Below are 22,349 nucleotides of genomic sequence, written 5' to 3'. Positions count from 1 at the left end.
TCGCCGGCGTGTCGCTGCTGGTCGGTCTTGCGGTCGCCGGGCTGCTCTGGTGGCTGCGCGGCCCATTGCCCTGGGTCTTCCTCGGCATGGTCGTCGGCGGCGTGTTCGCTACCATCATGATGGCGGCGGCGCTCATGGGCCTGATGTTCCTCTCGAGCGGGACGGGACATGACCAGAGCGTCGAAGATCCGCTGAGCGACGATCTGCTCGAGGCAACCGAGCGCTAGGCCCACTCAGCGCCTGAAACGACAAGAGCACGATCAGCTATATGGCCGATCGTGCTCTTTTGATTTGGTCGAACCGGATCACACGTCCGCGCCCTCAAAGAACGCGGCTCCGGATCAGATCATTCCGCCGCTTCGGTCGCACGAGGGCGACGGCCCCGGCGCGGCTTTGCGGGCGCTTCCGTGGCGTCATTCGCCTCTGCCGGCGCTTCGGCCCGATCCTCGGACTCGTCCGATTCGATGCGGGCGATGGAGGGCGGCAGACCGGGAAGGCCGATCTCGCCCTCATCCCGATCGGTTTCGTCATCATTGGCAACGCGCGGACGGCGCGGCTGACGCTCTTTGCGTTCAGCACGCTCCGGGCGCTCGGCGCGTTCCGGGCGTTCAGCACGCTCGGGCCGCTCTGCCCGTTCCGCACGCTCGCCCTGGTCCTGACGCGGCTCCTGCCGTGCCGGGCGATCCTGCCCGTCCCGGTCCCGCCCACGATCGCGGCGCGGGCGCTCGTCCTGATTGCGATTGTCCTGCTGACGGAAATCCTGATGGCGCGGTGCGAACTCGTCGCCATCCTCGCTGCCGTCGATCAGCTCGTCATTGTCGAAGCTGTTGTCCTGATCGCCATCGTCGTTGCGACGGAAGCGGCCCTGCTGCTCCTCCTGCCGCGCACGGTTGTCGGCGAGGACGCGAAAATAGTGATCGGCGAACTGCAGATAATATTCCGCGTTCACCCGATCGCCGGACATCTGGGCGTCGCGCGCCAGATTGCGATATTTTTCGAGAAGCTGAGGCGCATTGCCCCGTGCGCGGCTGTCGATCCGGTTGCCCGAATCGCCGTTACCGCGATTGCCTCCGCCCCCTTGGCGCGGGTTATTCCGACCGCGACGGCGACCGGCCTGACGATTATTGATCAAAGGTTCGTCCCTATGCTCTCGACTAAAACCCGGCGTTCCCGATCAATGGCCCCAAGCGCTATACAACACATCGTTGGCGGAACGGTTTTGACACCGCTCTCGCCCCGCGCTTCGGCCAACGGCTCCAATTCCAGAACGCCGCCAAAACTGTGGGAGCAGACCACTCACGCAAGCGCTTCGCGCGTTTGCAACAGTGGTCCTGAAACTGGCAGATAGTCGTTCCCGTGCATCAAACCAAGCGAAAATCGTTGGGAGCCGTGAAAAAGCGCAGCCCTATGCCCTGGTGAGCACCAGCGCCCGCGCCCGCCCGGCCAGATCGCGGCGCACCGCGACGTGGAAGCCGGCTTCCCGAAACAGTGCGCCGGCCGTCTCCTCCTGGTCGAAACCGATCTCGAAGATCGCTGCGCCTCCTGCGGCGAGGCGGTCGCCCGTCTGCGCGGCGAGCCGCCGATAATCGTCCAGCCCATCGGCCCCTGCGAACAGGGCGCTGGCTGGCTCATGATCGCGCACCTGCCGCGGCAGCATGGCGGACGTGCTGATATAAGGCGGGTTGCAGAGGATAAGATCGAAGCGCTCGTCGACCCCCTCGGCCCAGTCCCCCGCGCGGATCTCCGCCCGCGCCTCCATCCCGCAAAGCCGGACATTCGCCCGTGCGATCTCGATCGCGGCCGCAGAGGCATCGACGCCGATGCCGCTCGCCTCCCGCCAGACATCCAGCGCCGCCAGAAGCAGCGCCCCCGAGCCGGTGCCGAGATCGAGAATGCGACCCGGCGCCTGCCTCCCCTCGAACTGCGCGATCGCCGCCTCGATCAGGGTCTCGCTGTCCGGTCGCGGGACCAGCACGCCCGGCGCGACCTTCAGGGTCAGCGTCCAGAAATCCCGCGTGCCGGTGATGTAGGCGATCGGCTCATGCGCCAGCCGCCGGGCGAGCAGCGCATCGGCGCCCTCGGGGCAGGAGAGCCTGGGCATGGCGAGGATCATCTCCTCGCGGCTCATCGCCAGCGCGTGGGCGGCAAGCAGTTCAGCATCGAGCCGGGGCGTATCGCTGACCGCGCCCAGAGCGGTCGTGGCGGCGCGCAGCCAATCGGCTAGCCGGCTCACAAGCTCGTGCTCCTGCGAAGGCAGGAGCCCAGGGCAAAGCAGCCCCCCGCTCCCGGCTTCATGGTCGACACACCCCCGCCGCTCACGCCGCCATGTCGAGCTGCGCCAGCCGCGCAGCCTCATCCTCGGCGATGAGCGCGGCGATCACCTCGTCTAGTCCAGGGCCTTCGAGAATTTCCGGCAGGCGATGCAGGGTCAGGTTGATGCGATGATCGGTCACGCGGCCCTGCGGAAAATTATAGGTGCGGATGCGCTCCGAGCGGTCGCCCGAGCCGACCATCGCCTTGCGCGCGCCCGCATGCTCCGCCTGCGTGCGCTCGCGCTCGGCTTCGTAGAGGCGTGTGCGCAGCACCTTCATGGCCTTCGCCTTGTTCTTGTGCTGGGACTTCTCGTCCTGCTGCGTCACGACGAGACCCGTCGGCAAATGGGTGATGCGCACGGCGCTGTCGGTCGTGTTCACATGCTGCCCGCCGGAGCCGGACGAGCGATAGACGTCGATCCGCAGGTCGGTCGCCTCGTTGATCTGCACGTCGACATCCTCGGCCTCGGGCAGCACGGCCACGGTCGCCGCCGAGGTATGGATGCGCCCGCCGCTCTCCGTCACCGGCACGCGCTGCACGCGATGGACGCCGCTCTCGAACTTCATGCGCGCGAACACCCCAGTGCCGGTCACGCTGGCGATCACTTCCTTGAAGCCGCCCGCCTCGGACGCGCTGGCCGAGATGATCTCGACGCGCCAGCCCTGCGTCTCGGCATAGCGCTGATACATGCGGAACAGATCCCCGGCGAACAGTGCAGCCTCATCGCCGCCGGTGCCGGCGCGAATCTCCAGCATCGCCGGGCGGGCATCCGCCGCATCCTTGGGGAGCAGCGCCAAGGCCAGCGCATGTTCGGCCTGCGGAAGCCGCGCGCGCAGGCTTTCCAGTTCCTCCTGCGCAATCGCCTTCATTTCGGGATCGGCGAGCATCGCTTCCAGCTCGCCCTGCTCGGCGCGCAACGCCACAACCGCCCGCGCGGCCTGCACCACCGGCTCCAGCTCGGCATAGTCCTTGGAGAGCCGCACGAACTCCGCCGGATCAAGATCCGGCCGCGCCATCTGCGCCTGCACCTCCTCCTGCCGCCGGAGGATCGCAGCGATGCGATCAGGGGAGATGGTGGTCATGCCTGCGCCCTGCCCCCGTCATGCTGAACTTGTTTCAGCATCCATGGCACGGCAATGGTAGGGGCATGCGACGTCGCAATCCGTGCACCTATATTCTCGCCAGCCAGAAACGCGGAACCTTGTAGGTCGGCGTGACGTCCGATCTCCCCGCCTGCATTGGGCAACACCGGGCCGCCCAGAGTCCGGGCTTCACCTCGCGCTACCGCGTTCACCGCCTCGTCCATGCCGAATTCTTCGAGACCATGGACGGGGCGATCAGCCGCGAAAAGCAACTCAAGCGCTGGCATCGCGCCTGGAAGATCAACCTCATTGAAGCGAACAATCCCGACTGGGCCGACCTCGCGGTGACGTGGGGACTGGCCGAGCCGCAGCTCCATGGACCCTGAAACAAGTTCAGGGTGACGGGAGAAAGGAGCGGTGCAACCAATCATCCGATGGACCTGATCATCGCTTCGGCACGCGCTGCTGTATCGCTGCCGTCTCCGCGCACATTGAGATAGATCGCACCGTCGCGCGTCCCGAGGGATATAAGGGCATGCGCGTCGATCTTCGCCGCCTTGTCAAAGCGTTTGCGAGCCGAGCCCGTCGCTACAAGGTCAGCGGAGTGTCCAGCCTGGCGCAAAGCGGTGAGGCCGCGCATGGCCAGGCTCAGCAGACCATCATCCTCCAGAGCGATGACGGCATCCAGCTTCTGCGTGCCACTGTCACCCAGCAGCATCCCCAGCCGCTCAATCCCCGCCGCCCAGCCGACCGCCGGGGTCGCCGGCCCGCCCAGCGTCTCGATCAGCCCGTCATAACGTCCGCCGCCCAGCACCGTCCCCTGCGCGCCCAGCCGATCCGTGACGAACTCGAACGCGGTGTGCCGATAATAATCCAGCCCGCGCACCAGCCGGGCATTGCGGGTCCATGCTACGCCGGCCGCCTTCAGCCCGTCGGTCACCCTCTCGAAGAAGGCCTGCGCCTCCTCGGTCAGATAGGCGTCGATATCCGGCGCGTCCGCCACGACCGCCTGATCGCGCGGGTCCTTGCTGTCGAGGATGCGCATCGGGTTCTTTTCGAGCCGGGTCAGACTGTCTTCGCTCAGGCTCGCCTTGTGCCCCTCGAAATGCGCGACCAGCGCCGCGCGCCAGGCATCGCGGCTTGCGGCATCCCCCAGCGTGTTGAGCGTCAGCGTCACGCCCTCGCTGATGCCCAGCTCCTTGAGCAACTGGTCGGCGAAGATCAGCAGCTCGGCATCGGCCAGCGGCTCGGCCGCGCCGATGATCTCGGCATCGATCTGGTGGAACTGGCGATAGCGCCCCTTTTGCGGCCGCTCATAGCGGAACAGCGGCCCGTGCGTCGCAACCTTCAGCGGCGCATATTGCTGCCAGCCCTCGGTGATATAGGCCCGCGCGATGCCGGCGGTGAACTCCGGACGCAGCGTGAGCGAATCCCCGCCGCGATCCTCGAAGCTGTACATCTCCTTGGAGACGACGTCGGTGGTCTCACCCAGCGAGCGGGAGAAGACCGCCGTCTGTTCGAATACCGGCACTTCGATCCGCCGGAAGCCATAGAGTTTGCGGACTTTCTCGAATGTTTCGACCACATGCGCGAAGCGGTCCGCGCTGTCGCCGATCATATCCTGAGTGCCGCGAACGGGCCGGGGTGTCTCGATTTTCGCCATGGCCGCGCCTCTAGCGGGAATCGTGCTTTAAGGAAACCGGCTTGCAAGGGCAGATTGTTCACTTTATGTTCCTAGGTAGGATTTAGGAGACGATGATGAGCGAGAGTCTGGAAGGTGGATGCCAATGCGGCGCAGTGCGTTACCGGGCTACGGGGACACCTGAGCATGTGGCGCTCTGCCATTGCGCGGACTGCCGCAAATCGTCCGGCGCGCCGATGGTGCTCTGGGCCGCCTTTGCCGAGAAAGCGGTGACGGTGCTGAATGGCAATGTCAGCGATTATCATTCCTCGCCGTCCGTGACCCGGAGCTTCTGCCCCGTCTGCGGCACGGGCCTGTTCTTCACAAATCCGGAGGCGCTGCCCGGGCTGATCGACATCCAGGCCGCCACGTTCGACGATCCCGAGGCGCTGCCGCCGCAGGTGCAGATCCAGACCGCAGAGCGGCCGCACTGGATGACCACGCTGGACGCGCTGCCGAGCTTCGAGCGCTTTCCCGGCGAATAAGGTCCGCCCCCATCCGTTTCATCTGAAGCGCGGTGGGGCTGAGGGTTTGACACGGATCAACGCCGCCCCTTTCGAAAGCGGCCATTCACTCGACTTGTTGAGAGATCAATCAAGGAGAGTCGGATGGCCCACTACCCCAATACGCCCGGCATGACAGGCGTGCTGCGCCCGTTGCGCATCGAAGGCGACATTCTGGATATGGAAGTCGAGGGAGAAATCCCCGCGCAACTCAATGGCACCTTCCATCGCGTCCACCCCGATGCGCAATTCCCGCCGATGTTCGAGAACGATCAGTTCTTCAATGGCGACGGCATGGTCAGCCTGTTCCACTTCCATGATGGCAAGGTCGATTTCCGCCAGCGCTACGCCCAGACCGACAAGTGGAAGGCCGAGCGGGCCGCCGGCAAGTCGCTGTTCGGCATGTATCGCAATCCGCTGACCGATGACGAGAGCGTCAAGGGCATGATCCGCGGCACGGCCAACACCAACGTCATGGTCCACGCCGGCAAGCTCTATGCGATGAAGGAGGACAGCCCCTGTCTCATCATGGATCCGCTCAGCCTGGAAACCGAGGGCTACACGAATTTTGACGGCAAGATCAAAAACCAGACCTTCTCCGGCCATGGCAAGATCGACCCCGTCACCGGCAATTTCTGCAACCATGGCTATGCCGCGACCGGCGTGCTGACCGACGATGTCAGCTATTTCGAGATCGACCCGCAGGGCAATGTGCTGTTCGAGACCTTCTTCAAGGTTCCCTATTATTGCATGATGCACGACTTCGGCCTGACGCAGGATTATGTGATCTTCCACATCGTGCCAATCACCGGCAATTGGGATCGGCTGAAGGCCGGCAAGCCGCATTTCGGCTTCGACAAGACGCTCCCGGTCTATCTCGGCGTGCTGAAGCGCGGCGCTGACGGCTCCGACATTCGCTGGTTCAAGCGCGACAACTGCTTCGCCAGCCATGTCATGAACGCCTATCAGGACGGCACCAAGATCCACTTCGACACCTGCGAGGCGAAAGGGAACAGCTTCCCCTTCTTCCCGGACATCCATGACGACAGCTTCGATCCGGTCGCGGCGCGTCCCTTCCTGACCCGCTGGACGGTCGACCTGGCCTCCAACGGTGAAGAATTCGCCAGCATCGAGAAGCTCACCGACTGGATCGACGAATTTCCCCGCATCGACGAGCGCTTCGTCGGCCAGCCCTATCGCCACGGCTGGGGCCTCGTGATGGACCCGGACATGCCGATGGACTTCCTGCGCGGGCGCGCCAGCGGCTTCAAGATGAACAAGATCGGCCATTGGGATCTCGTCGCACGCACCGAGGATTGCTGGTGGGCGGGTCCGGAATCGATCATCCAGGAGCCCTGCTTCGTGCCGCGCTCGGCCGATGCGCCGGAGGGCGATGGTTACATCATCGCGCTCGTGGACAATCTCATCACCAACTATTCCGACCTGGTGGTGCTCGACGCGCTCAACCTGCCCGCGGGGCCGATCGCCCGCGCCAAGCTGCCCATTCGCATCCGCTCCGGCCTGCATGGCAATTGGGCGGACGCCAGCAAGCTGCCGCGCGCCGCCTGAGGGCCGAGCATAGGATATCGACCGAGGGGGTGGACGCCTTGCCACCCCCTTGTCATGCTGGGCGCATCTACTTCCCCGGAGTGCCATGATGCGCCGTTGCCTTTTGCCTGCCCTACTCCTGCTGACCCTGCCCGCGAGCGCCCTTTTCGCCCAGGATGCCGCCGCGCCGCCGCTGCGCTCTGCCCCCGCGGCTCTCCCGATCCTGAGCATCGTGCCGCAAGCGCGGGACATCGCTTGGACCAGCGGCACGCTCAAGGTGGAGGTGGACGCAACCGATGTGGACCGGCGCATCATCACCATCCGCGAGACCATCCCCATGTCGACCGGTGGTCCGCTGACCCTGTTGCTGCCCGAATGGCTGCCGGGCCACCACGCCCCACGCGGGCAGATCGAGAAGATCGCGGGCCTGAGCTTCACCACGGCGGACGGCCGGCCGTTGCGCTGGAAGCGCGACCCGCTCAACGTCTACGCCTTTCACCTCTCCGTGCCGGACGGGGCAGGCGCCGTGATCGCCAATTTCCAGTTTCTGGCGCCCACCGCGGGCAATCAGGGCCGGATCGTGATGACCGATTCGCTGCTCAACCTGCAGTGGGACAGCGTCTCGCTTTATCCCGCCGGCTTCTACACCCGCCGCATCCCGATTCAGGCCAGCGTCACGCTGCCGGAAGGCTGGACCGCGGCGACTGCGCTGACCAGTGAGCGCGACGGCAAGACGGTCCGCTACGAGGAGACCGATTATGAAACGCTGGTCGATTCGCCGATCTTCGCAGGGCTCCACAGCCGCGAGATCGCGCTGACGCCGGACGTGCGGCTGAGCGTCTTTGCCGATACGCCGGAAGAGCTCAAAGCCACCGAGCCGCAGATCAACCTGCATCGCCGCCTCATCGATGAAGCCGTCGCCCTGTTCGGCGCGCGCCATTATGATCGCTATAATTTCCTGCTCTCCATCTCGGACAAGCTGGGCGGCATCGGCCTGGAGCATCACCGGCTCAGCGAAAATGGCGTCTCGCTGGGCTACTTCACGCAATGGGAGGCCGCGCTGGGCGACCGCGACCTGCTCGCGCACGAATTCACCCATAGCTGGAACGGCAAATATCGCCGCCCGGAGATGCTCTGGACGCCAGATTTCGCCACCCCCATGCAGGACGATCTGCTCTGGGTGTATGAAGGACAGACCCAGTTCTGGGGCTATGTGCTCTCCGCCCGCGCGGGACTGCTGAGCAAGGCCGAAACCCTCGATGCGCTGGCCGCCATCGCGGCGCGGCTCGACGCGACCAAAGGCCGCACCTGGCGCCCGGTGATCGACACCACCTACGATCCGATCATCGCGGCGCGCCGCCCCAAGGCTTGGACGAGCTGGCAGCGCCCGGAAGACTATTATAACGAAGGCTTGATGATTTGGCTGGAAGTGGATGCCATCATCCGCCGCGAAACCGCCGGCGCGCGCGGCCTCGACGATTTCGCCAAGGCCTTCTTCGGCGTGAACGATCGCGACTGGGGCGTGCTGACCTACAATCGTCAGGATGTCATCGACACGCTGAACGGCGTCGTCGCTTATGATTGGGACGGGTTGCTGCGCGAGCGGGTAGAGCAGACCAATAGCGAGGTCACCAAGGCCGGGTTCGACCTAGGCGGCTACAAGCTGACCTACGGCCTTATCACCAACTCGACGATTCGGGCCGCCGAGACCGTGGGCAAATATGTCGACCAGAGCTTCGGCCCCGGGCTGATCGTCGGGGAGGATGGCGTCGTACGCTCTGTCATCTGGGATAGCCCCGCCTTCAAGGCTGCTATCGCGGTCGGCGATTCGATCACGGCGGTTGGCGACACCGAGTTTTCCGCCGATGTCTTCCGCGAGGGCGTGCGGGCGACGGCCCAAAAACATCCGCTCGTCCTGACCCTGAGGCGGGACAAAAGATATCGCACGATCACGCTCGATTATTCCGGCGGCCTGCGCTATCCGCGCCTCGAAAAATCACAAGAGGGTTCAACCAGTCTCGACCGACTGCTGACAGCGCGGACCGGCGAGACTTCCGTCAATTAACCTGTGGGTGCGAAAAACCATGAACATCGATATGATTCCTGTCGGCAGCAATCCGCCGGAAAGCCTCAATGTCGTCATCGAGGTGCCGACCGGTGGCGAGCCGGTGAAATATGAGTTCGACAAGGCATCGGGCGCCCTCTTCGTCGATCGCATCCTGCACACGCCGATGCGCTACCCCGCAAATTACGGTTTCGTGCCGCACACCCTCTCGCCCGATGGCGATCCGCTCGATGCGCTGGTCGTGGCCCGCTCGCCCTTCATCCCGGGCTCAGTGGTGCGCGCGCGCCCCATCGCCGTCCTCAATCTCGAGGATGAGCATGGTGGTGACGAGAAGCTGCTCTGCGTCCCCGACGACGCGACCTTCCCTTATTACGCCAATGTGACCGAGAAGGAGCATCTGCCCGACATCGTGTTCAAGCAGGTCGAGCACTTCTTCACGCACTATAAGGATCTCGAGGCCGAGAAGTGGGTGCGTGTCGGCACATGGGGCAACAGCGCGGAAGCCCGCCAGATCACGCTGGAAGCCATTGAGCGCTACCAGCAGAACAAGGCCGCGAAGAGCGCCGCCTGATCGTTTGGCCCGCTGCACGGGCCCCGCAGATACAAAAAGAGGCTCCCAGCGCACCGCCGGGAGCCTCTTTTTTATGAGATTATGTCGGAATGAGTTCAGCTCGCGGTCTTCACCTTCTCATAGGGAACGAACTTGCCCAGGCTGACGAACCCGCGCGGGAAGTGCCCGGCGCGATCCACCAGCCGTACGATATCGACATCGCACAGCTGCGAGCTGCTCGTCTTGGTGACGAGAATATCGTCATCGTCGAGAGACGAGGCGCCGCTCACCGGCCGGTTGACGTAGAGCTTGCCGCCGACCTCATAGATGATCGCCGTCTTGTCGATGATCTGCGTCGAGCGCACGCTGCTCAGGCTGATGCACCGGACCGGCTCTCCGGCGGTGCGCCCTTCCAGCGCCTTGGCGAGCTTGGCGTCATTCTTGGCCTGCGCATCTGCTGCGCGAGTCGATTGGGCGGCGGCGGGCACCGTAGCGACCATCGCGACCCCGATAATGCCTGTGAACAGGCGAGACATGAAACGCATCCTGCGTCCTTTCCGGTTTCCCATTTCCCGCGCCCGATTGCCGCTCTACCCCCTTCTGCCTGAATGGGCCATGAGCGCCCCTTTCCGCACGGTGAAAAAACAGCATTTCGCTTCCGTTCGTCGCCCCCTTTTCCTATAGGCTGGGGCATGACGGACAATAGCAATACGACCCCCGCTCAGAACGCAAATGATTATGGTGCCGACAGCATCAAGGTGCTCAAGGGCCTGGACGCCGTGCGCAAGCGCCCCGGCATGTACATCGGCGATACCGATGACGGCTCCGGACTGCACCACATGGTCTTCGAGGTCAGCGACAACGCCATTGACGAGGCGCTGGCCGGGCATTGCGATCTGGTGCTGATCGAGCTGAACCCGGACGGCTCCGTTTCGGTCGAGGATAATGGTCGCGGCATCCCGACCGACATTCACCGCGAGGAAGGCGTTTCGGCGGCCGAGGTCATCATGACCCAGCTGCACGCCGGCGGGAAGTTCGAGAACACCTCCGACGACAATGCCTATAAAGTGTCCGGCGGCCTGCACGGCGTCGGCGTCTCTGTCGTCAATGCCCTGTCCGAGTGGCTGGAGCTGACCGTGTGGCGCGAGGGCAAGGAGCACTGGATGCGCTTCCGCTATGGCGATGCGGAAGGCCCGCTCGTCGTGCGCGGCGATGCGCCCGTGGTCGACGGCAAGCCCAAAAAGGGCACGCGCGTCACCTTCCTCGCCTCAACCGACACATTCAAGAACGTCACCGAGTTCGATTTCGACAAGCTGGAGCATCGCTATCGCGAGCTTGCCTTCCTCAACTCCGGCGTGCGCATCCTGCTGCGCGACAAGCGCCATGAAGAGGTGAAGGAGCACGACTTGTTCTACGAGGGCGGCATCGCGGCCTTCGTGAAATATCTCGATCGCAACAAGAACGCGCTGATGCCCGACCCCATCGCCATCTCGGCGGACCGGGACGGCATCGGCATTGATGTCGCGCTGGAGTGGAACGACAGCTATTACGAGAACGTCCTCTGCTTCACTAACAACATCCCGCAGCGAGACGGCGGCACTCATCTGGCCGCCTTCCGCGCCGCGCTGACGCGCACGCTCAACAGCTATGGCGACAAGTCCGGCCTGCTCAAGAAGGAGAAGGTCAGCCTTACCGGTGAGGACATGCGCGAGGGGCTGACCGCCATCGTCTCGGTCAAGCTGCCCGATCCCAAGTTCAGCAGCCAGACAAAGGACAAGCTGGTCTCCTCCGAGGTGCGCCAGCCGCTTGAAAGCCTGATGGCCGACAAGATGCAGGAATGGCTGGAGGAAAATCCCGGCCACGCCAAGTCGATCATCCAGAAGGTGGTCGACGCCGCCGCCGCGCGCGAGGCTGCCAAGAAAGCCCGCGAACTGACGCGCCGCAAGGGCGTGATGGACATCGCCTCCCTGCCCGGCAAGCTCGCCGACTGTCAGGAGCGCGATCCCGCCAAATCCGAGCTGTTCCTCGTCGAGGGCGATTCGGCCGGCGGCTCGGCCAAGCAGGGCCGCGACCGGCATTTCCAGGCGATCCTGCCCCTGCGCGGCAAGATCCTCAATGTCGAGCGGGCCCGGTTCGACCGGATGCTGGCCAGCCGCGAGATCGGCACGCTCATCCAGGCGATGGGCACCGGCATTCGCGACGACTTCAATCTGGAGAAGCTGCGCTACCACAAGATCGTCATCATGACAGACGCCGACGTGGACGGCGCCCACATCCGCACGCTGCTGCTGACCTTCTTCTACCGGCAGATGCCGCAGATCATCGAGGCCGGGCATCTCTACATCGCCCAGCCGCCGCTCTACAAAGCTACGCGCGGGCGCAGCGAAGTCTACTTGAAGGACGAAGCCGCGCTCGACCAGTATCTGGTCGACAATGGTGTCGATACGCTGGTGCTGGAGACGGAAACCGGCACCCGCTCGGGTCAGGACCTGCGCGACCTCATCGACCATGCCCGGCGCAGCCGCGCGCTGATGCGCTATGTGCCGCGTCGCTATGACGGTGCGATCGTCGAGGCGCTGGCGCTGGCCGGCGCGCTGGCCTTCGATCTCTCCGACGATGCCCGCGCGCAGGCGCTCGCCCGCGCGGCGGAATGGCTGGACCGGACCGACGAGGAAGGCCGCTGGACCGGCCGCCTCTCGGCCGAGGGCGGCTATCATCTCGAGCGGCTGGTGCGCGGCGTGACCGATCACCACATCATCGAGCCGGCCTTCCTCAATTCCGCCGAAGCCCGCAAGCTGGACACGCTGACCAAGGAGCAGGCGAGCCTCTACGCCAGCCCAAGCCATCTGCTCGCCGCGCGCGCTGCCGCGCAGGCGCAGGCCGAGAGCGAGGCGGAAGACAGCGACGGCGAGGAGACCGCCCTGCCCGCCGCCACGCAGGCGCGCGGCGTGCGGATCACTCGCCCGTCCGAACTGCTCGACGCCGTGCTGGCCGCCGGCCGCAAGGGCCTCGCGATCCAGCGCTACAAGGGCCTTGGCGAGATGAACGCCGACCAGCTGTGGGAAACCACGCTCGACCCCAATGTGCGCTCAATGCTCCGCGTGGAGATCGAGCAGGCGGACGTCGCCGACGAGATCTTCACGCGCCTGATGGGCGACATCGTCGAACCACGCCGCGAGTTCATCCAGGACAACGCCCTCAACGTCGCCAATCTCGACGTTTGAGGCGCCCCCACTAGCCGGCTTGGAATGAGGCGCCCTCGGCCTGCTTGATATCGAGTCGGCTGAGGGTGTCCATCAGTGTGCCGCGCCCGGATCGACGGCCCTTTTCGGCCGGGGCGCGAACCATACTGCTGCGGCAGCGAACACGAAGGCGGCCGCGGACAGCAGGAACATGTGGTTGATCGCCACCGTCAGGCTTTCCTGCTGGACGGTCTGCTCGATCACCCCGCGCACCTGATCGAGCGAGAAGCCGGCGCCTTGCAGCGCCTCGCGCGTCGCCTCGCTGTTCATGGCGCCGACCATCTCGCTGCGCGCCGTCACGGCATTATTGGCCCACATGGTCGTCGCGACGGAGGTGCCGATGGCGCCGGCCATCGTGCGCAGGAAGCTCATCACGCCCGCCGCCGATGCGGTCTCGTCCGGGTCCACCGCCGAGAGCGCAATCGTGGTGAGCGGAATGAAGAAGAAGGGCATGCCGATGCCCTGCATCAGCTGCGGGAAGGCCAGCGTCCAGAAGTCCGCGCCCGACGTCCAGTGCGCCCGCAGCAGCGACGTGAGGCCGAGCCACAGGATGCCGAATGTCACCAGAACGCGTGGATCGACCTTGTTGGTGAGCTTGCCGACGATGGGCGACATGATGACAGCAGCCACGCCCATGAAGGCGGTCACATAGCCAGCGTCGGTGGCGGTGTAACCAAGGTCGGTCTGCAGCCATTGCGGGATGAGCACCACCGCCGAGAACATCGTCCCGAAGGCAAGCGACAGGCTGAGCACCGCTGCGGAAAAGCCCCGATGCCGGAACACCCGCAGATTGACGATCGGCTGCGCCTCGGTCAGCTCCCAGGCGAGGAACAGCGCGAAGCCGATCAGCGCGATGATCGCCAGGATTACGATCTTGCTGTCCCCGAACCAGTCATGCTCGCGGCCGATGTCGAGGATGACCTGCAGCGCGCCGATCCACAGGATCAGCAGCGCCAGCCCGATCGTGTCGACACGCATCTTCTCGGTCTTCGTTTCGGCGCGGCTCAGGAAGCGCACGGCGCCATAGGCGCAGAGCGCGGCCACCGGGATGTTGATGAAGAAAATCCAGTGCCAGGACCAGCTATCGCTGATGGTTCCGCCCAGGATGGGGCCGAGGATCGGCGCGATGACGGTGGTCATCGCCCACAGGCCCATTGCCTGCCCCCGCAGATGCTTGGGGAAGATGCGCATCAGCAAGGTCTGGCTGAGCGGCATTAGCGGCCCGCCGCACAACCCTTGGCCGATGCGGAAGGCGACCAGCATCCCGAGGCTGCTCGAAAGGCCGCAGAGCACCGAGAAGATGCCAAAGCCAATCATGCCGAAGGTGAAGGTGCGCACGGTGCCGAAACGCCCCGCCAGCCAGCCGGTCAGCGGCACGCAGATCGCTTCCGCCACCGCATAGGATGTGATGATCCACGTGCCCTGCGAGGCGGAGATGCCAAGCGAGCCGGCGATATGCGCCACCGAGACATTGGCGATCGTCGTGTCCAGCACGATCATGAAATTGCTGAGCGCGAGCACCGCGCCGGCAATCACCAGCGCAGCGCCCGAGAGCGGCGTGAAATCATCCGCTTTGCTGGCCATGTCTGTGCCCTTCCTATCCGGTCGCGCTCAGTGCGCCGATGTATCGATCTCGGCCGTCATCGAAAGCCCCACCCGCAGCGGATGCGCGGCCAGCTCCTTGGCGTCGAGCGCGACGCGCACCGGCAGGCGCTGCACCACCTTGATCCAGTTGCCGGTCGCATTCTGGGCTGGGATCAGCGCGAAGGCCGATCCGGTGCCACCCGAAAAGCCGACGACGCGGCCATGATATTCGACGCTGCTGCCGTAGAGATCGGACACCAGCGTCACCGGCTGGCCCGGCTTCACCTTGGTGAGCTGGCTCTCCTTGAAATTGGCGTCGACATAGACCTGACCGACCGGCACGACGCGCATCACCGTCGCGCCCGGCGCGATGCGCTGGCCGACCTGCACGGTCCGGTTGGCGATGACGCCATCGATGGGTGCGCGGATGACGGTTCGCTCAAGATCGAGCTCGGCCTGCCGCACCTTTGCCTTGGCGGCGAGAACATCCGGATTGGTTTCAACCGTGCTGCCCTGGATCAACGCATCGTTGGCGGCGAGATTGCCCGCGGCAACCCCGCGCGACGCGCTGGCCTGCGCCATGGCGGCCTTGGCCTGCTCCAGCGCGGCACGCGCGCCGGCGAGCGCGTTGGTCGCCGCCGTCAGCTCATCACCGGAGACCGCGCCATTGGCGGAGAGCGCCTTGCGCCGGCTATAATCGACCTGCGCCTTCTCGAACGAGGCCTGCGCCGCGACGAGTTGGGCCTGCGTGCTGCGGATGTCCGCGCCCCGGGCGAGAACCTGATCGGACAGCGCGTTACTTGTCGCGCTCGCCTGCCCGAACTGGCGGCGCGCCTTGGCCAATTCGGCCTGCGCGGTCGCGAGGGCAATCTGCGCATCGCGATCATCGAGCCGGACAAGGATGTCGCCCGCCTTCACGCTGTCCGTGTCCGTCTTGAGCACGGCCGCCACCTGTCCGCCGACCATGGGGGTAATCTGCGCGGTATCTGCGCCGACATAGGCATTGTCGGTCTCGACATAGTGGCTGCCGATGGCGGCATACCATCCGCCATAACCGATGCCCGCGAGCAGAACCGCGCCGGCAATCGCCAGCAAAGCCGTCTTGCGCCGACTGCGGGAGGGCGCAGCGTCCGACGTTTGCGTTGCAGTAGCGGCGGGGAAGTGAGGGTCAGCTTCAGCCATGGGTAGCATCCTTGGTGGGCGTCGTTTGGGCAGCCGTGCCCGTATCGGTAAATCCGCCGCCGAGCGCACGGACGAGTGCGACGTCGAGCGTGAAGGCCCGCGCCTGAAGATCGGCCACGGTGCGCTTGGCCTGCAGCGCACGGTCCTGCGCGGTCAGCACATCGAGAAAGGTGGAGAGCCCGCCCTCGTATCGCTGCGTGGCAATCGCATAAGCCGCGTCGAAATCCGCGAGCGACTTGCGCGATTGCTCAAGCTGAACGGCCAGCGCGCGCTGGCTGACGACGGCATCTGCGACGGCGCGATAGGCGTCGGTCACTGTCCGGTCGTAGCTCGCCACGGCCTCGTCATAGCCGGCGCGGGCGCCTTTATACTGCCCTTGCAGTGCGCCGCCGCGAAAGATCGGCAGGGTGATCGCCGGACCAACACTGCCATAGTCGGAGCCGCTCTTGAACAGGTTGGATAGCCCGAGCGACTGAAAGCCGAAGATCGCGGACAGGTTGATAGCGGGATAGAAATCGGCGCGGGCAACCTTGATGTGGCTCGCCTCGGCCTCCACCCGCACACGCGCGGCGGCAATGTCGGGCCGGCGGCCGACCAGATCGGTGGTGACATCCTCGGGGATGCCCCGCGCCGCGATGGTCACGGCCGGCGGCATGATCGCCAGACCGCGATCCGGGCCGGCGCCGAGCAGGGCTGCCAGCCGGTTGCGAGCCAGCCCGATCTGCTCATCCGTCGCGGCGAGATCGCTGCGGGCGGCGGGCACGGCGGCGCTGGCCTGCTTGAGCTCTGCCTGGGTATCGAGGCCGGAGGTCACGCGATCGCTCACCAGGCCCTGCGTCTTCTCGCGCACCTCCAGCGCCGTCTGCAGCACCGCCCGCTGCGCGAACAGCCGCGCCAGATCGGCATAGGCATCCGCGACATTAGTGGAGAGCATCAGCGCCGCCTGCTGATAATCGAGCTGCGCCGCCTCGGCATCCGAGCGGGCAGCGGCATAGGCCGCGCGATTGCGACCCCAGAGGTCAAGATCGAAACCGAGCGCGGCTTGGACATTGCCCGAGCTGTTCCAGCCCTGCGGCACGAAAGCCGGCGGAATGCCGTTATTATAGCTTTGCTTGGCAGCGGAGCCGCCGGCGGACACATCAAGCGAGGGCAAGCGGGCCGCGCCGGCCTGCTGGGCGATCGCCCCGGCCCGGCGGACACGGGCTAGCGCAACCGCGAGATCCGGCGATCCGGCCAGCGCCTCCTGAATCAGCCCGTCGAGCTGCGGGTCGCCATAGCTGGCCCACCAATCCGCCTTGACCCAAGGCGCGCCCGGGGCAGTCGGAGCCAGGCTCTGGCTCGCCGCGTAATGGTCGGACGGCGCGATCGCCGGTGCCGGTCCCATATGGGGGACGGCCGCGCAGCCGGGGAGAGCCAGCATCGCGAGCAGGGCACCAGCGCGTCGAGACAGGAAAGTCGTGGCCATGAGTCGAAAAACCGTACTGTTGGGTACAGTCAGCGCTCTGATCCTCCATGACGGGGTTGTCAACAGAAAACTGTACTGTATAGTACGGTTATGGAGCAGGATATTGAAACACTCCCCGTCACGCGCCGGGAAAGCCGCAAGCAGGACCGCCGGCAGGCCATTGTCGACGCTGCGCGCACCTCGTTTCTGGAGCATGGTTATGCCGGCACGTCGATGTCTGGCCTGCTCAAGACGCTCGGCGGCTCCAAAGCGACGTTGTGGGGCTATTTCCGATCAAAGGAAGACCTGTTCGCCGCAGTCGTTGAGGAAGTCAGCCTGCAGTTTCGCGCCGAGATTCAAGATGTGCTGGCAACGAAGGCCGATCTTGAGTGCACGCTTATCGCCTTCTGTCGCGCCTTCCTGCGCAAGATCACGTCACCCGATGGGCAGGCCACCTGGCGGCTGGTCGTTGCGGAGAGTGGGCGCTTTCCCGAGGTCGGCAAGATTTTCCATGAGCGGGCCGCGCAGCCTGTCCAAGGCGCATTGCAGGCTTTCTTTGCCCGGCAGATCGCCAGCGGCGCGCTGATCGAGGAAGACCCCGCAGTCATGGTGGAAGCCCTGATGGGCCTGTGCATCGGCCAGCACATGCGGGCGATCTGGGGATTCGAGCGACTGAACGACGCCGAGATTGACGTCTATGCACTCCGCTTCACGCACATCTTCATGCGGGCCTACGCGCGGGGCACCTGAGATCCGGGCGGCGCATCGTCGCCCCCGCGCGGCCCGCAGCCTCATTGTCTCCAACACATCCTCTCCTATGTGCAGAAGACAGGAGAAATTCGATGCGCATCGGGACAGTCAGGGAAATCAAGAACCACGAATATCGTGTCGGCCTCACCCCGGAGAGCGTGCGGGAACTGGTGGCGCACGGCCATGAAGTCTGGGTCGAACAGGCCGCGGGTCTAGGCATCGGCAGCAGCGATGAGGATTATCGCGCCGCCGGGGCGATCATCCAGCCCGATGCGCGGACGGTGTTCGAGCAGTGCGAGATGATCGTCAAGGTCAAGGAGCCGCAGCCCGAGGAGCGCGCGATGCTTCGGCCCGGGCAGATTCTCTACACCTATCTCCATCTCGCCCCTGATGTCGCCCAGACGGCCGATCTGGTTCGCTCCGGCGTGACGGCCATCGCCTATGAAACGGTGACCGGGCCCAACGGCACGCTGCCCTTGCTCAAACCGATGAGCCAGGTGGCCGGGCGGATGAGCATACAGGCCGGCGCGACCGCGCTTGAGAAGGCGCATGGCGGGCGCGGCGTTCTGCTCGGCGGCGTGCCGGGCGTCCTGCCGGCCAAGGTGGTCATTCTCGGGGGCGGCGTGGTCGGCTTCAATGCCGCGCAGATGGCCACAGGATTGGGCGCCGACGTGACGATTCTCGACCGCAACCCGGATGTTCTGGAGCGTCTCGGCACCCACTTCGAGGGGCGCGCGAAGACCCGCTTCTCGGGCCGCGCGGCGCTTGCGGAAAGCCTTGTCGATGCGGATCTGGTGATCGGCGCGGTGCTGGTACCCGGCGCCACTGCGCCAAAGCTGGTCTCACGCGACATGCTCTCATCCATGAAGAGCGGCGCAGTGCTCGTCGATGTCGCGATCGATCAGGGCGGCTGTTTCGAGACCAGCCGGCCGACAACTCATGCCGAGCCGACCTTCATTGTGGATGGCATCGTGCATTATTGCGTCGCCAACATGCCCGGCGCCGTGGCGCGCACGAGCACCTACGCGCTGAACAACGTCACCCTGCCCCATGCGCTCAGCATCGCCGATCTCGGCTGGCGCGCCGCGCTTGCCCGCGACCCGCATCTGGCCAATGGCCTCAATGTCCGTGCCGGCAAGGTCACCTGCCCCGCCGTCGCGGAGGCGCTGGGTTATGAGGTGGAACCGGTGGAGGCCGCACTCGGGTCCTAAATCCCGGGAACCGCCGGCCCCTCGCCAAAGGGCATCAACGGGCTGACGCCCAGCACATCGGCCAGCGGTCTGCCATCGCTGAGCCGCCGGAACAGCGCATAGGCAATCCAGCGCGCGCGACCATCGACATTCGGCGCGCCGCGCCCTGCCAGATGATCGCTGATCCGCACGGTGCGCGTCTCCAACGAGATGCGCGTCAGCCCGGTCCGGTTTTCCACCCCGACATGAGCGTGCTGCGCCGAAAAGGCGATAATCTCGCCCGGCGCGATCAGCACCGGCGTGCCCTGGGCGGCATCGATGGGGACGAGCGGGCGCGGCGCCATGCGACCGCGATCGGCTGAGGCGCTGCCGGTGCGGCGCCGGGCCATCGCTTCGGCGAGATCGAAATCGGCGCTGTCATTGGGGATCGGCCGGTCGAACAGCTCGGGCAGAAACGCGAAGGTGCGCCCGCTTGTGATCGGCCAGACCGGCGCCCACCAGTTGACCTGCGCCGCCAGATTGGTGCCCCAGCTATCGCGATGGAAGCCGACCGTCGCGGTGCTGCGCGCTTTGTGCGGCTGGTTATCCGCCGGCACGGGCGGCTGGAAGCGCAGCAGCAGCCGGTCCCGCGCCACGTCGTCGGCCTGCAACCCCACCGCCTCGAACAGCGCGCGCCATAAGTTCTTGGCTTGCGCGTCATTGGAGAAGGCGCGCTGTACGGCGTCGAGCGTTTCCGCCAGCGCCACCCTGTCCAGCGCCGCGTGAATGCGCTCCGGATCGTGGGGCGCGAGGTGCTGCTCGACGAAGGCGCGCGCATGATCCGCGAGCGTGCGCATCGCCGGAAGGGTCCTAAAGCGGACGATATCGCCGCGATAGAGCCGATCATGCAGCGCATCGACCGATACCGCCGGGGCCGCGTAGATATCCGCCGCAGCGGCCATGCTCAGTCCCGCACCTGCCGGCCCTCGATGGGATAGGCCGGATCGGTATAGCCATGGGTGGAGGCATAACCGGGGGCCACCAGTCCGTCGGCAAAGGCCTCGTCCTCGGGGCCCATCGGCACGCTCAGCGCATCGAGATAGGCATCCCACTGCGCCTCGGTGCGCGGACCGGCAATCGCGGCGCTGACGAAGCGGTTGCGCAGCACCCAGGCCAAAGCGAAGGCGACGGTGCTCACGCCCTTAGCGGCGGCATGGGCATTCACCGCCTCAGCAATGGCCAGCGATTCGGTGCGCCACTCGGTCTGCTTGAGACGGATGTCGCCCCGCGCGGCGCGGGAGTCCGCCGGCGGCGGCCCGTCACCGGCATATTTGCCGCTCAGCACGCCCCGGGCCAGCGGGCTGTAGGGCACGACGCCCAGGCCATAATGGCCGGCGGCGGGCATCTGCTCCACCTCAACGAGGCGATCGACCATGTTATACAGTGGCTGGCTCGCAACCGGCCGGTCCATGCCAATGGCGTCCGCCGCGCGGCAGATCTCGGCGATGCGCCAGCCTCGAAAGTTCGACACGCCATAATAACGCAGCTTCCCCTGCGCGATCAGATCGTCGATCGCCCGCAGGCCTTCCTCGAAGGGCGCATGAGGATCGGCCTTATGAAAATAAAGGAGATCGATATAATCGGTGCCCAGCCGCTTGAGGCTCGCCTCGACATCCTGCACGATCCATTTGCGCGACTGCCCGCCCTCATTCGGCCCCTTCCCGAAGGCATGGCCGAATTTGGTGGCGACGACCCAATGATGCCGATGGCCGCGGATCGCGCGGCCCACCACTTCCTCCGACTGGCCGCCATTATAGCCATCGGCAGTGTCGAGAAAATTGATCCCCTGATCCCGCGCCTTGTGGATGATCCGCGTCGCCGTGGGCTCGTCCGTCGCGCCGCCGAACATCATGGTGCCAAGGCAAAGCGGCGAGACCTTGAGGGCGCTGCGCCCCAGATAGCGATAGTCCATAGTCCCTCTCCTCTCCCTCCTGACACGATCGTGCGATTGGCAATCGCTACCATGCTAAGCAATCGCCGTCAGCCTTGAGGACAGCGCGTCCATTCAAATTTCCACCTTCGGCCATTAACCTCCGCTCGATGATGCCCGGCAAGGGCACACAGAATAGAGGGAGAGTGCGATGCGTGATGCAATTATAGCTGCAGGCTTGCTGGCCATGGTCGGACTGAGCGGGGCGAGCCTGGCGGAGACGCCAAAAGCGCCGCTCACCGTCGAGCAGCGGCTGCAGCGGGTGGAGGATGAGCTGGCGATCCGGCGCATCATCGTCGATTATGCCGCCACGCAGGATGCCCGCGACTATACCGCCTATGCGAATCTGTTTGCCACCGATGGCGAATGGGCGAACGGGAAGGCAGTCCACAAGGGGCGCGCAGCAATCCGCCAGTTGCTCGTCAACCTCTATGGCACGCCGCCCGCGGGCTTCTTGAACAACGAGAACTATCACCTCACGTCCAACATCCAGATCGACATCGACGGTGACCGGGCGACGGCGCACTCGCGCCACCTGCTCATCTGGCGCGGCCCGAATGGCGAGCCCGTCCCCGCGCTCGCGGGCCGTTATGAGGACGAATTCATCCGCGAGAGTGGCGAATGGAAGATCCGGCGCCGCGTCGATTATCCGGTGATGCCCACCGCCGAGGAATGGATGAAGGTCGTCCGCGCGCGTCAGGCCGCGCAATGATCGGGCTGCGCCCCATCGCCGCGATCGCGCTGCTCGCCGGTGCCGCTCTTCCTGCCAGCGCCCAGCGCGACGAGACAGCTGATCGCGCCGCCATCCACGCGCTGCTCGTCGCTTATGGCAGCACGCTCGACGCGCGCGACTTCGCGGGGTTCGGGCGACTGTTCGGTAAGGATGGCGTCTATGCCGCCGGCGGTGGCGCAGAAGCGCGGGGGCCGGCTACGGGCGAGATGATGCGCAAGGTCTTCGCCGGCAATGCCATGGGCTTTGCAGAGCCGAATTATCACCTGTTCTTCAACGAGGTCGTGACCTTCACCGGCTCGGACAGCGCCAGGGCGACGTCCATGTCCCTCTACGTCGTGCCGGATGAGCGGAGCCGCCCTACGCCCATGCTCATGGCCGCCTATGAGGACGATCTGGTGCGCGAAGACGGGCGCTGGGTCTTCGCGCGCCGGTCTGTGAAGCGGCTCATGCCTACGCGCCGACCTTAGCGGAGCTGGGGCGGCGCAGGAGGAAGCTGCCGTTCCTCGCGGAAAA

Annotated in this window: 21 protein-coding genes (1 of these 21 running past the window's edge); 11 read left to right on the top strand and 10 right to left on the bottom strand. The window is 65.4% G+C overall.

What is annotated here, in order from left to right; translation table 11 throughout:
* Positions 1–227, top strand: partial view of a hypothetical protein gene (locus M2343_RS14765; protein ID WP_264571838.1) — the 3' portion only. The gene continues 79 nt to the left of window position 1, outside the view; 227 of the gene's 306 nt are visible here — the last part of the coding sequence; its start codon lies beyond the left edge, outside the window; its stop codon occupies positions 225–227.
* A gap of 119 nt (positions 228–346) precedes the next feature.
* Here M2343_RS14765 and M2343_RS14760 read toward each other — a convergent pair whose 3' ends face one another.
* The 3 genes from M2343_RS14760 to prfA form a co-directional block, all read right to left on the bottom strand.
* Positions 347–1,132 (bottom strand): DUF4167 domain-containing protein, encoded by a 786-nt coding sequence (locus M2343_RS14760; protein ID WP_264577223.1) that lies wholly within the window; start codon positions 1,130–1,132, stop codon positions 347–349.
* Positions 1,133–1,405: 273 nt separating this feature from the next.
* A complete protein-coding gene (gene prmC, locus M2343_RS14755; RefSeq protein ID WP_264577222.1) occupies positions 1,406–2,233 on the bottom strand; it encodes a peptide chain release factor N(5)-glutamine methyltransferase in 828 nt (275 codons plus the stop codon).
* A gap of 82 nt (positions 2,234–2,315) precedes the next feature.
* Positions 2,316–3,395, bottom strand: a complete 1,080-nt coding sequence (gene prfA, locus M2343_RS14750) for a peptide chain release factor 1 (RefSeq protein WP_264577221.1) — start codon at positions 3,393–3,395, stop codon at positions 2,316–2,318.
* 131 nt (positions 3,396–3,526) lie between these two features.
* Between prfA and M2343_RS14745 the strand changes: the two genes are divergently transcribed.
* Complete coding sequence (locus tag M2343_RS14745; protein WP_264577220.1) at positions 3,527–3,781, top strand: GIY-YIG nuclease family protein; 255 nt, start codon at positions 3,527–3,529, stop codon at positions 3,779–3,781.
* Between the two features lie 41 nt (positions 3,782–3,822).
* On the opposite strand, the gene hisS is transcribed toward M2343_RS14745, so the two are convergent.
* Complete coding sequence (gene hisS / locus M2343_RS14740) at positions 3,823–5,058, bottom strand: histidine--tRNA ligase (RefSeq protein WP_264577219.1); 1,236 nt, start codon at positions 5,056–5,058, stop codon at positions 3,823–3,825.
* Between the two features lie 95 nt (positions 5,059–5,153).
* On the opposite strand from hisS, the gene M2343_RS14735 reads away from it, so the two are divergent.
* From M2343_RS14735 to ppa, 4 genes are all read left to right on the top strand, one after another.
* Positions 5,154–5,561, top strand: coding sequence for a GFA family protein (locus M2343_RS14735; protein ID WP_264603901.1), 408 nt, complete (start codon positions 5,154–5,156; stop codon positions 5,559–5,561).
* A gap of 123 nt (positions 5,562–5,684) precedes the next feature.
* On the top strand, positions 5,685–7,148 hold the full coding sequence (locus M2343_RS14730; RefSeq protein WP_181558430.1) for a carotenoid oxygenase family protein: 1,464 nt from the start codon (positions 5,685–5,687) through the stop codon (positions 7,146–7,148).
* A gap of 88 nt (positions 7,149–7,236) precedes the next feature.
* A complete protein-coding gene (locus M2343_RS14725) occupies positions 7,237–9,192 on the top strand; it encodes a M61 family metallopeptidase (protein ID WP_264577581.1) in 1,956 nt (651 codons plus the stop codon).
* 19 nt (positions 9,193–9,211) lie between these two features.
* Positions 9,212–9,763: an inorganic diphosphatase gene (ppa, locus tag M2343_RS14720; protein ID WP_181558429.1), complete on the top strand. Its 552-nt coding sequence runs from the start codon at positions 9,212–9,214 to the stop codon at positions 9,761–9,763.
* A 95-nt stretch (positions 9,764–9,858) separates the two neighbouring features.
* Here ppa and M2343_RS14715 read toward each other — a convergent pair whose 3' ends face one another.
* Positions 9,859–10,278 (bottom strand): hypothetical protein, encoded by a 420-nt coding sequence (locus M2343_RS14715; RefSeq protein WP_264577580.1) that lies wholly within the window; start codon positions 10,276–10,278, stop codon positions 9,859–9,861.
* Positions 10,279–10,434: 156 nt separating this feature from the next.
* On the opposite strand from M2343_RS14715, the gene gyrB reads away from it, so the two are divergent.
* Positions 10,435–12,966, top strand: a complete 2,532-nt coding sequence (gyrB, locus tag M2343_RS14710) for a DNA topoisomerase (ATP-hydrolyzing) subunit B (RefSeq protein WP_264577217.1) — start codon at positions 10,435–10,437, stop codon at positions 12,964–12,966.
* 72 nt (positions 12,967–13,038) lie between these two features.
* On the opposite strand, the gene M2343_RS14705 is transcribed toward gyrB, so the two are convergent.
* The 3 genes from M2343_RS14705 to M2343_RS14695 are packed head-to-tail and all read right to left on the bottom strand — an operon-like array spanning position 13,039 to position 17,215.
* Positions 13,039–14,568: a DHA2 family efflux MFS transporter permease subunit gene (locus M2343_RS14705; protein WP_264577216.1), complete on the bottom strand. Its 1,530-nt coding sequence runs from the start codon at positions 14,566–14,568 to the stop codon at positions 13,039–13,041.
* A 27-nt stretch (positions 14,569–14,595) separates the two neighbouring features.
* Positions 14,596–15,750 (bottom strand): HlyD family efflux transporter periplasmic adaptor subunit, encoded by a 1,155-nt coding sequence (locus M2343_RS14700; RefSeq protein ID WP_264577215.1) that lies wholly within the window; start codon positions 15,748–15,750, stop codon positions 14,596–14,598.
* Positions 15,743–17,215 (bottom strand): efflux transporter outer membrane subunit, encoded by a 1,473-nt coding sequence (locus M2343_RS14695; RefSeq protein WP_264577214.1) that lies wholly within the window; start codon positions 17,213–17,215, stop codon positions 15,743–15,745. Before M2343_RS14695 ends, M2343_RS14700 begins: the two co-directional genes overlap by 8 nt.
* 90 nt (positions 17,216–17,305) lie before the next feature.
* Between M2343_RS14695 and M2343_RS14690 the strand changes: the two genes are divergently transcribed.
* Positions 17,306–17,944 carry a TetR/AcrR family transcriptional regulator gene (locus M2343_RS14690; RefSeq protein WP_264577213.1) on the top strand — a complete coding sequence of 213 codons (639 nt, stop codon included), beginning with the start codon at positions 17,306–17,308 and terminating at the stop codon, positions 17,942–17,944.
* Positions 17,945–18,036: 92 nt separating this feature from the next.
* Entirely contained in the window at positions 18,037–19,155 is a 1,119-nt protein-coding gene (gene ald, locus M2343_RS14685; protein WP_264577212.1) for an alanine dehydrogenase, read from the top strand.
* On the opposite strand, the gene M2343_RS14680 is transcribed toward ald, so the two are convergent.
* Complete coding sequence (locus M2343_RS14680; RefSeq protein ID WP_264577211.1) at positions 19,152–20,075, bottom strand: hypothetical protein; 924 nt, start codon at positions 20,073–20,075, stop codon at positions 19,152–19,154. The two genes, ald and M2343_RS14680, sit on opposite strands and share 4 nt — an antisense overlap.
* A 2-nt stretch (positions 20,076–20,077) precedes the next feature.
* On the bottom strand, positions 20,078–21,085 hold the full coding sequence (locus tag M2343_RS14675) for an aldo/keto reductase (RefSeq protein WP_264577210.1): 1,008 nt from the start codon (positions 21,083–21,085) through the stop codon (positions 20,078–20,080).
* A 169-nt stretch (positions 21,086–21,254) separates the two neighbouring features.
* Here M2343_RS14675 and M2343_RS14670 point away from each other — a divergent pair, with 169 nt between their 5' ends.
* Complete coding sequence (locus tag M2343_RS14670; RefSeq protein ID WP_264577209.1) at positions 21,255–21,815, top strand: nuclear transport factor 2 family protein; 561 nt, start codon at positions 21,255–21,257, stop codon at positions 21,813–21,815.
* Positions 21,812–22,303: a nuclear transport factor 2 family protein gene (locus M2343_RS14665; RefSeq protein WP_264577208.1), complete on the top strand. Its 492-nt coding sequence runs from the start codon at positions 21,812–21,814 to the stop codon at positions 22,301–22,303. Before M2343_RS14670 ends, M2343_RS14665 begins: the two co-directional genes overlap by 4 nt.
* Positions 22,304–22,349 lie beyond the last annotated feature (46 nt).

This window comes from Sphingobium sp. B8D3B (assembly GCF_025961875.1).
Taxonomy (GTDB): Bacteria; Pseudomonadota; Alphaproteobacteria; order Sphingomonadales; family Sphingomonadaceae; genus Sphingobium.
Note: the sequence above shows the minus strand (reverse complement) of the source record. Positions and strands in the feature narration are given on the sequence as shown.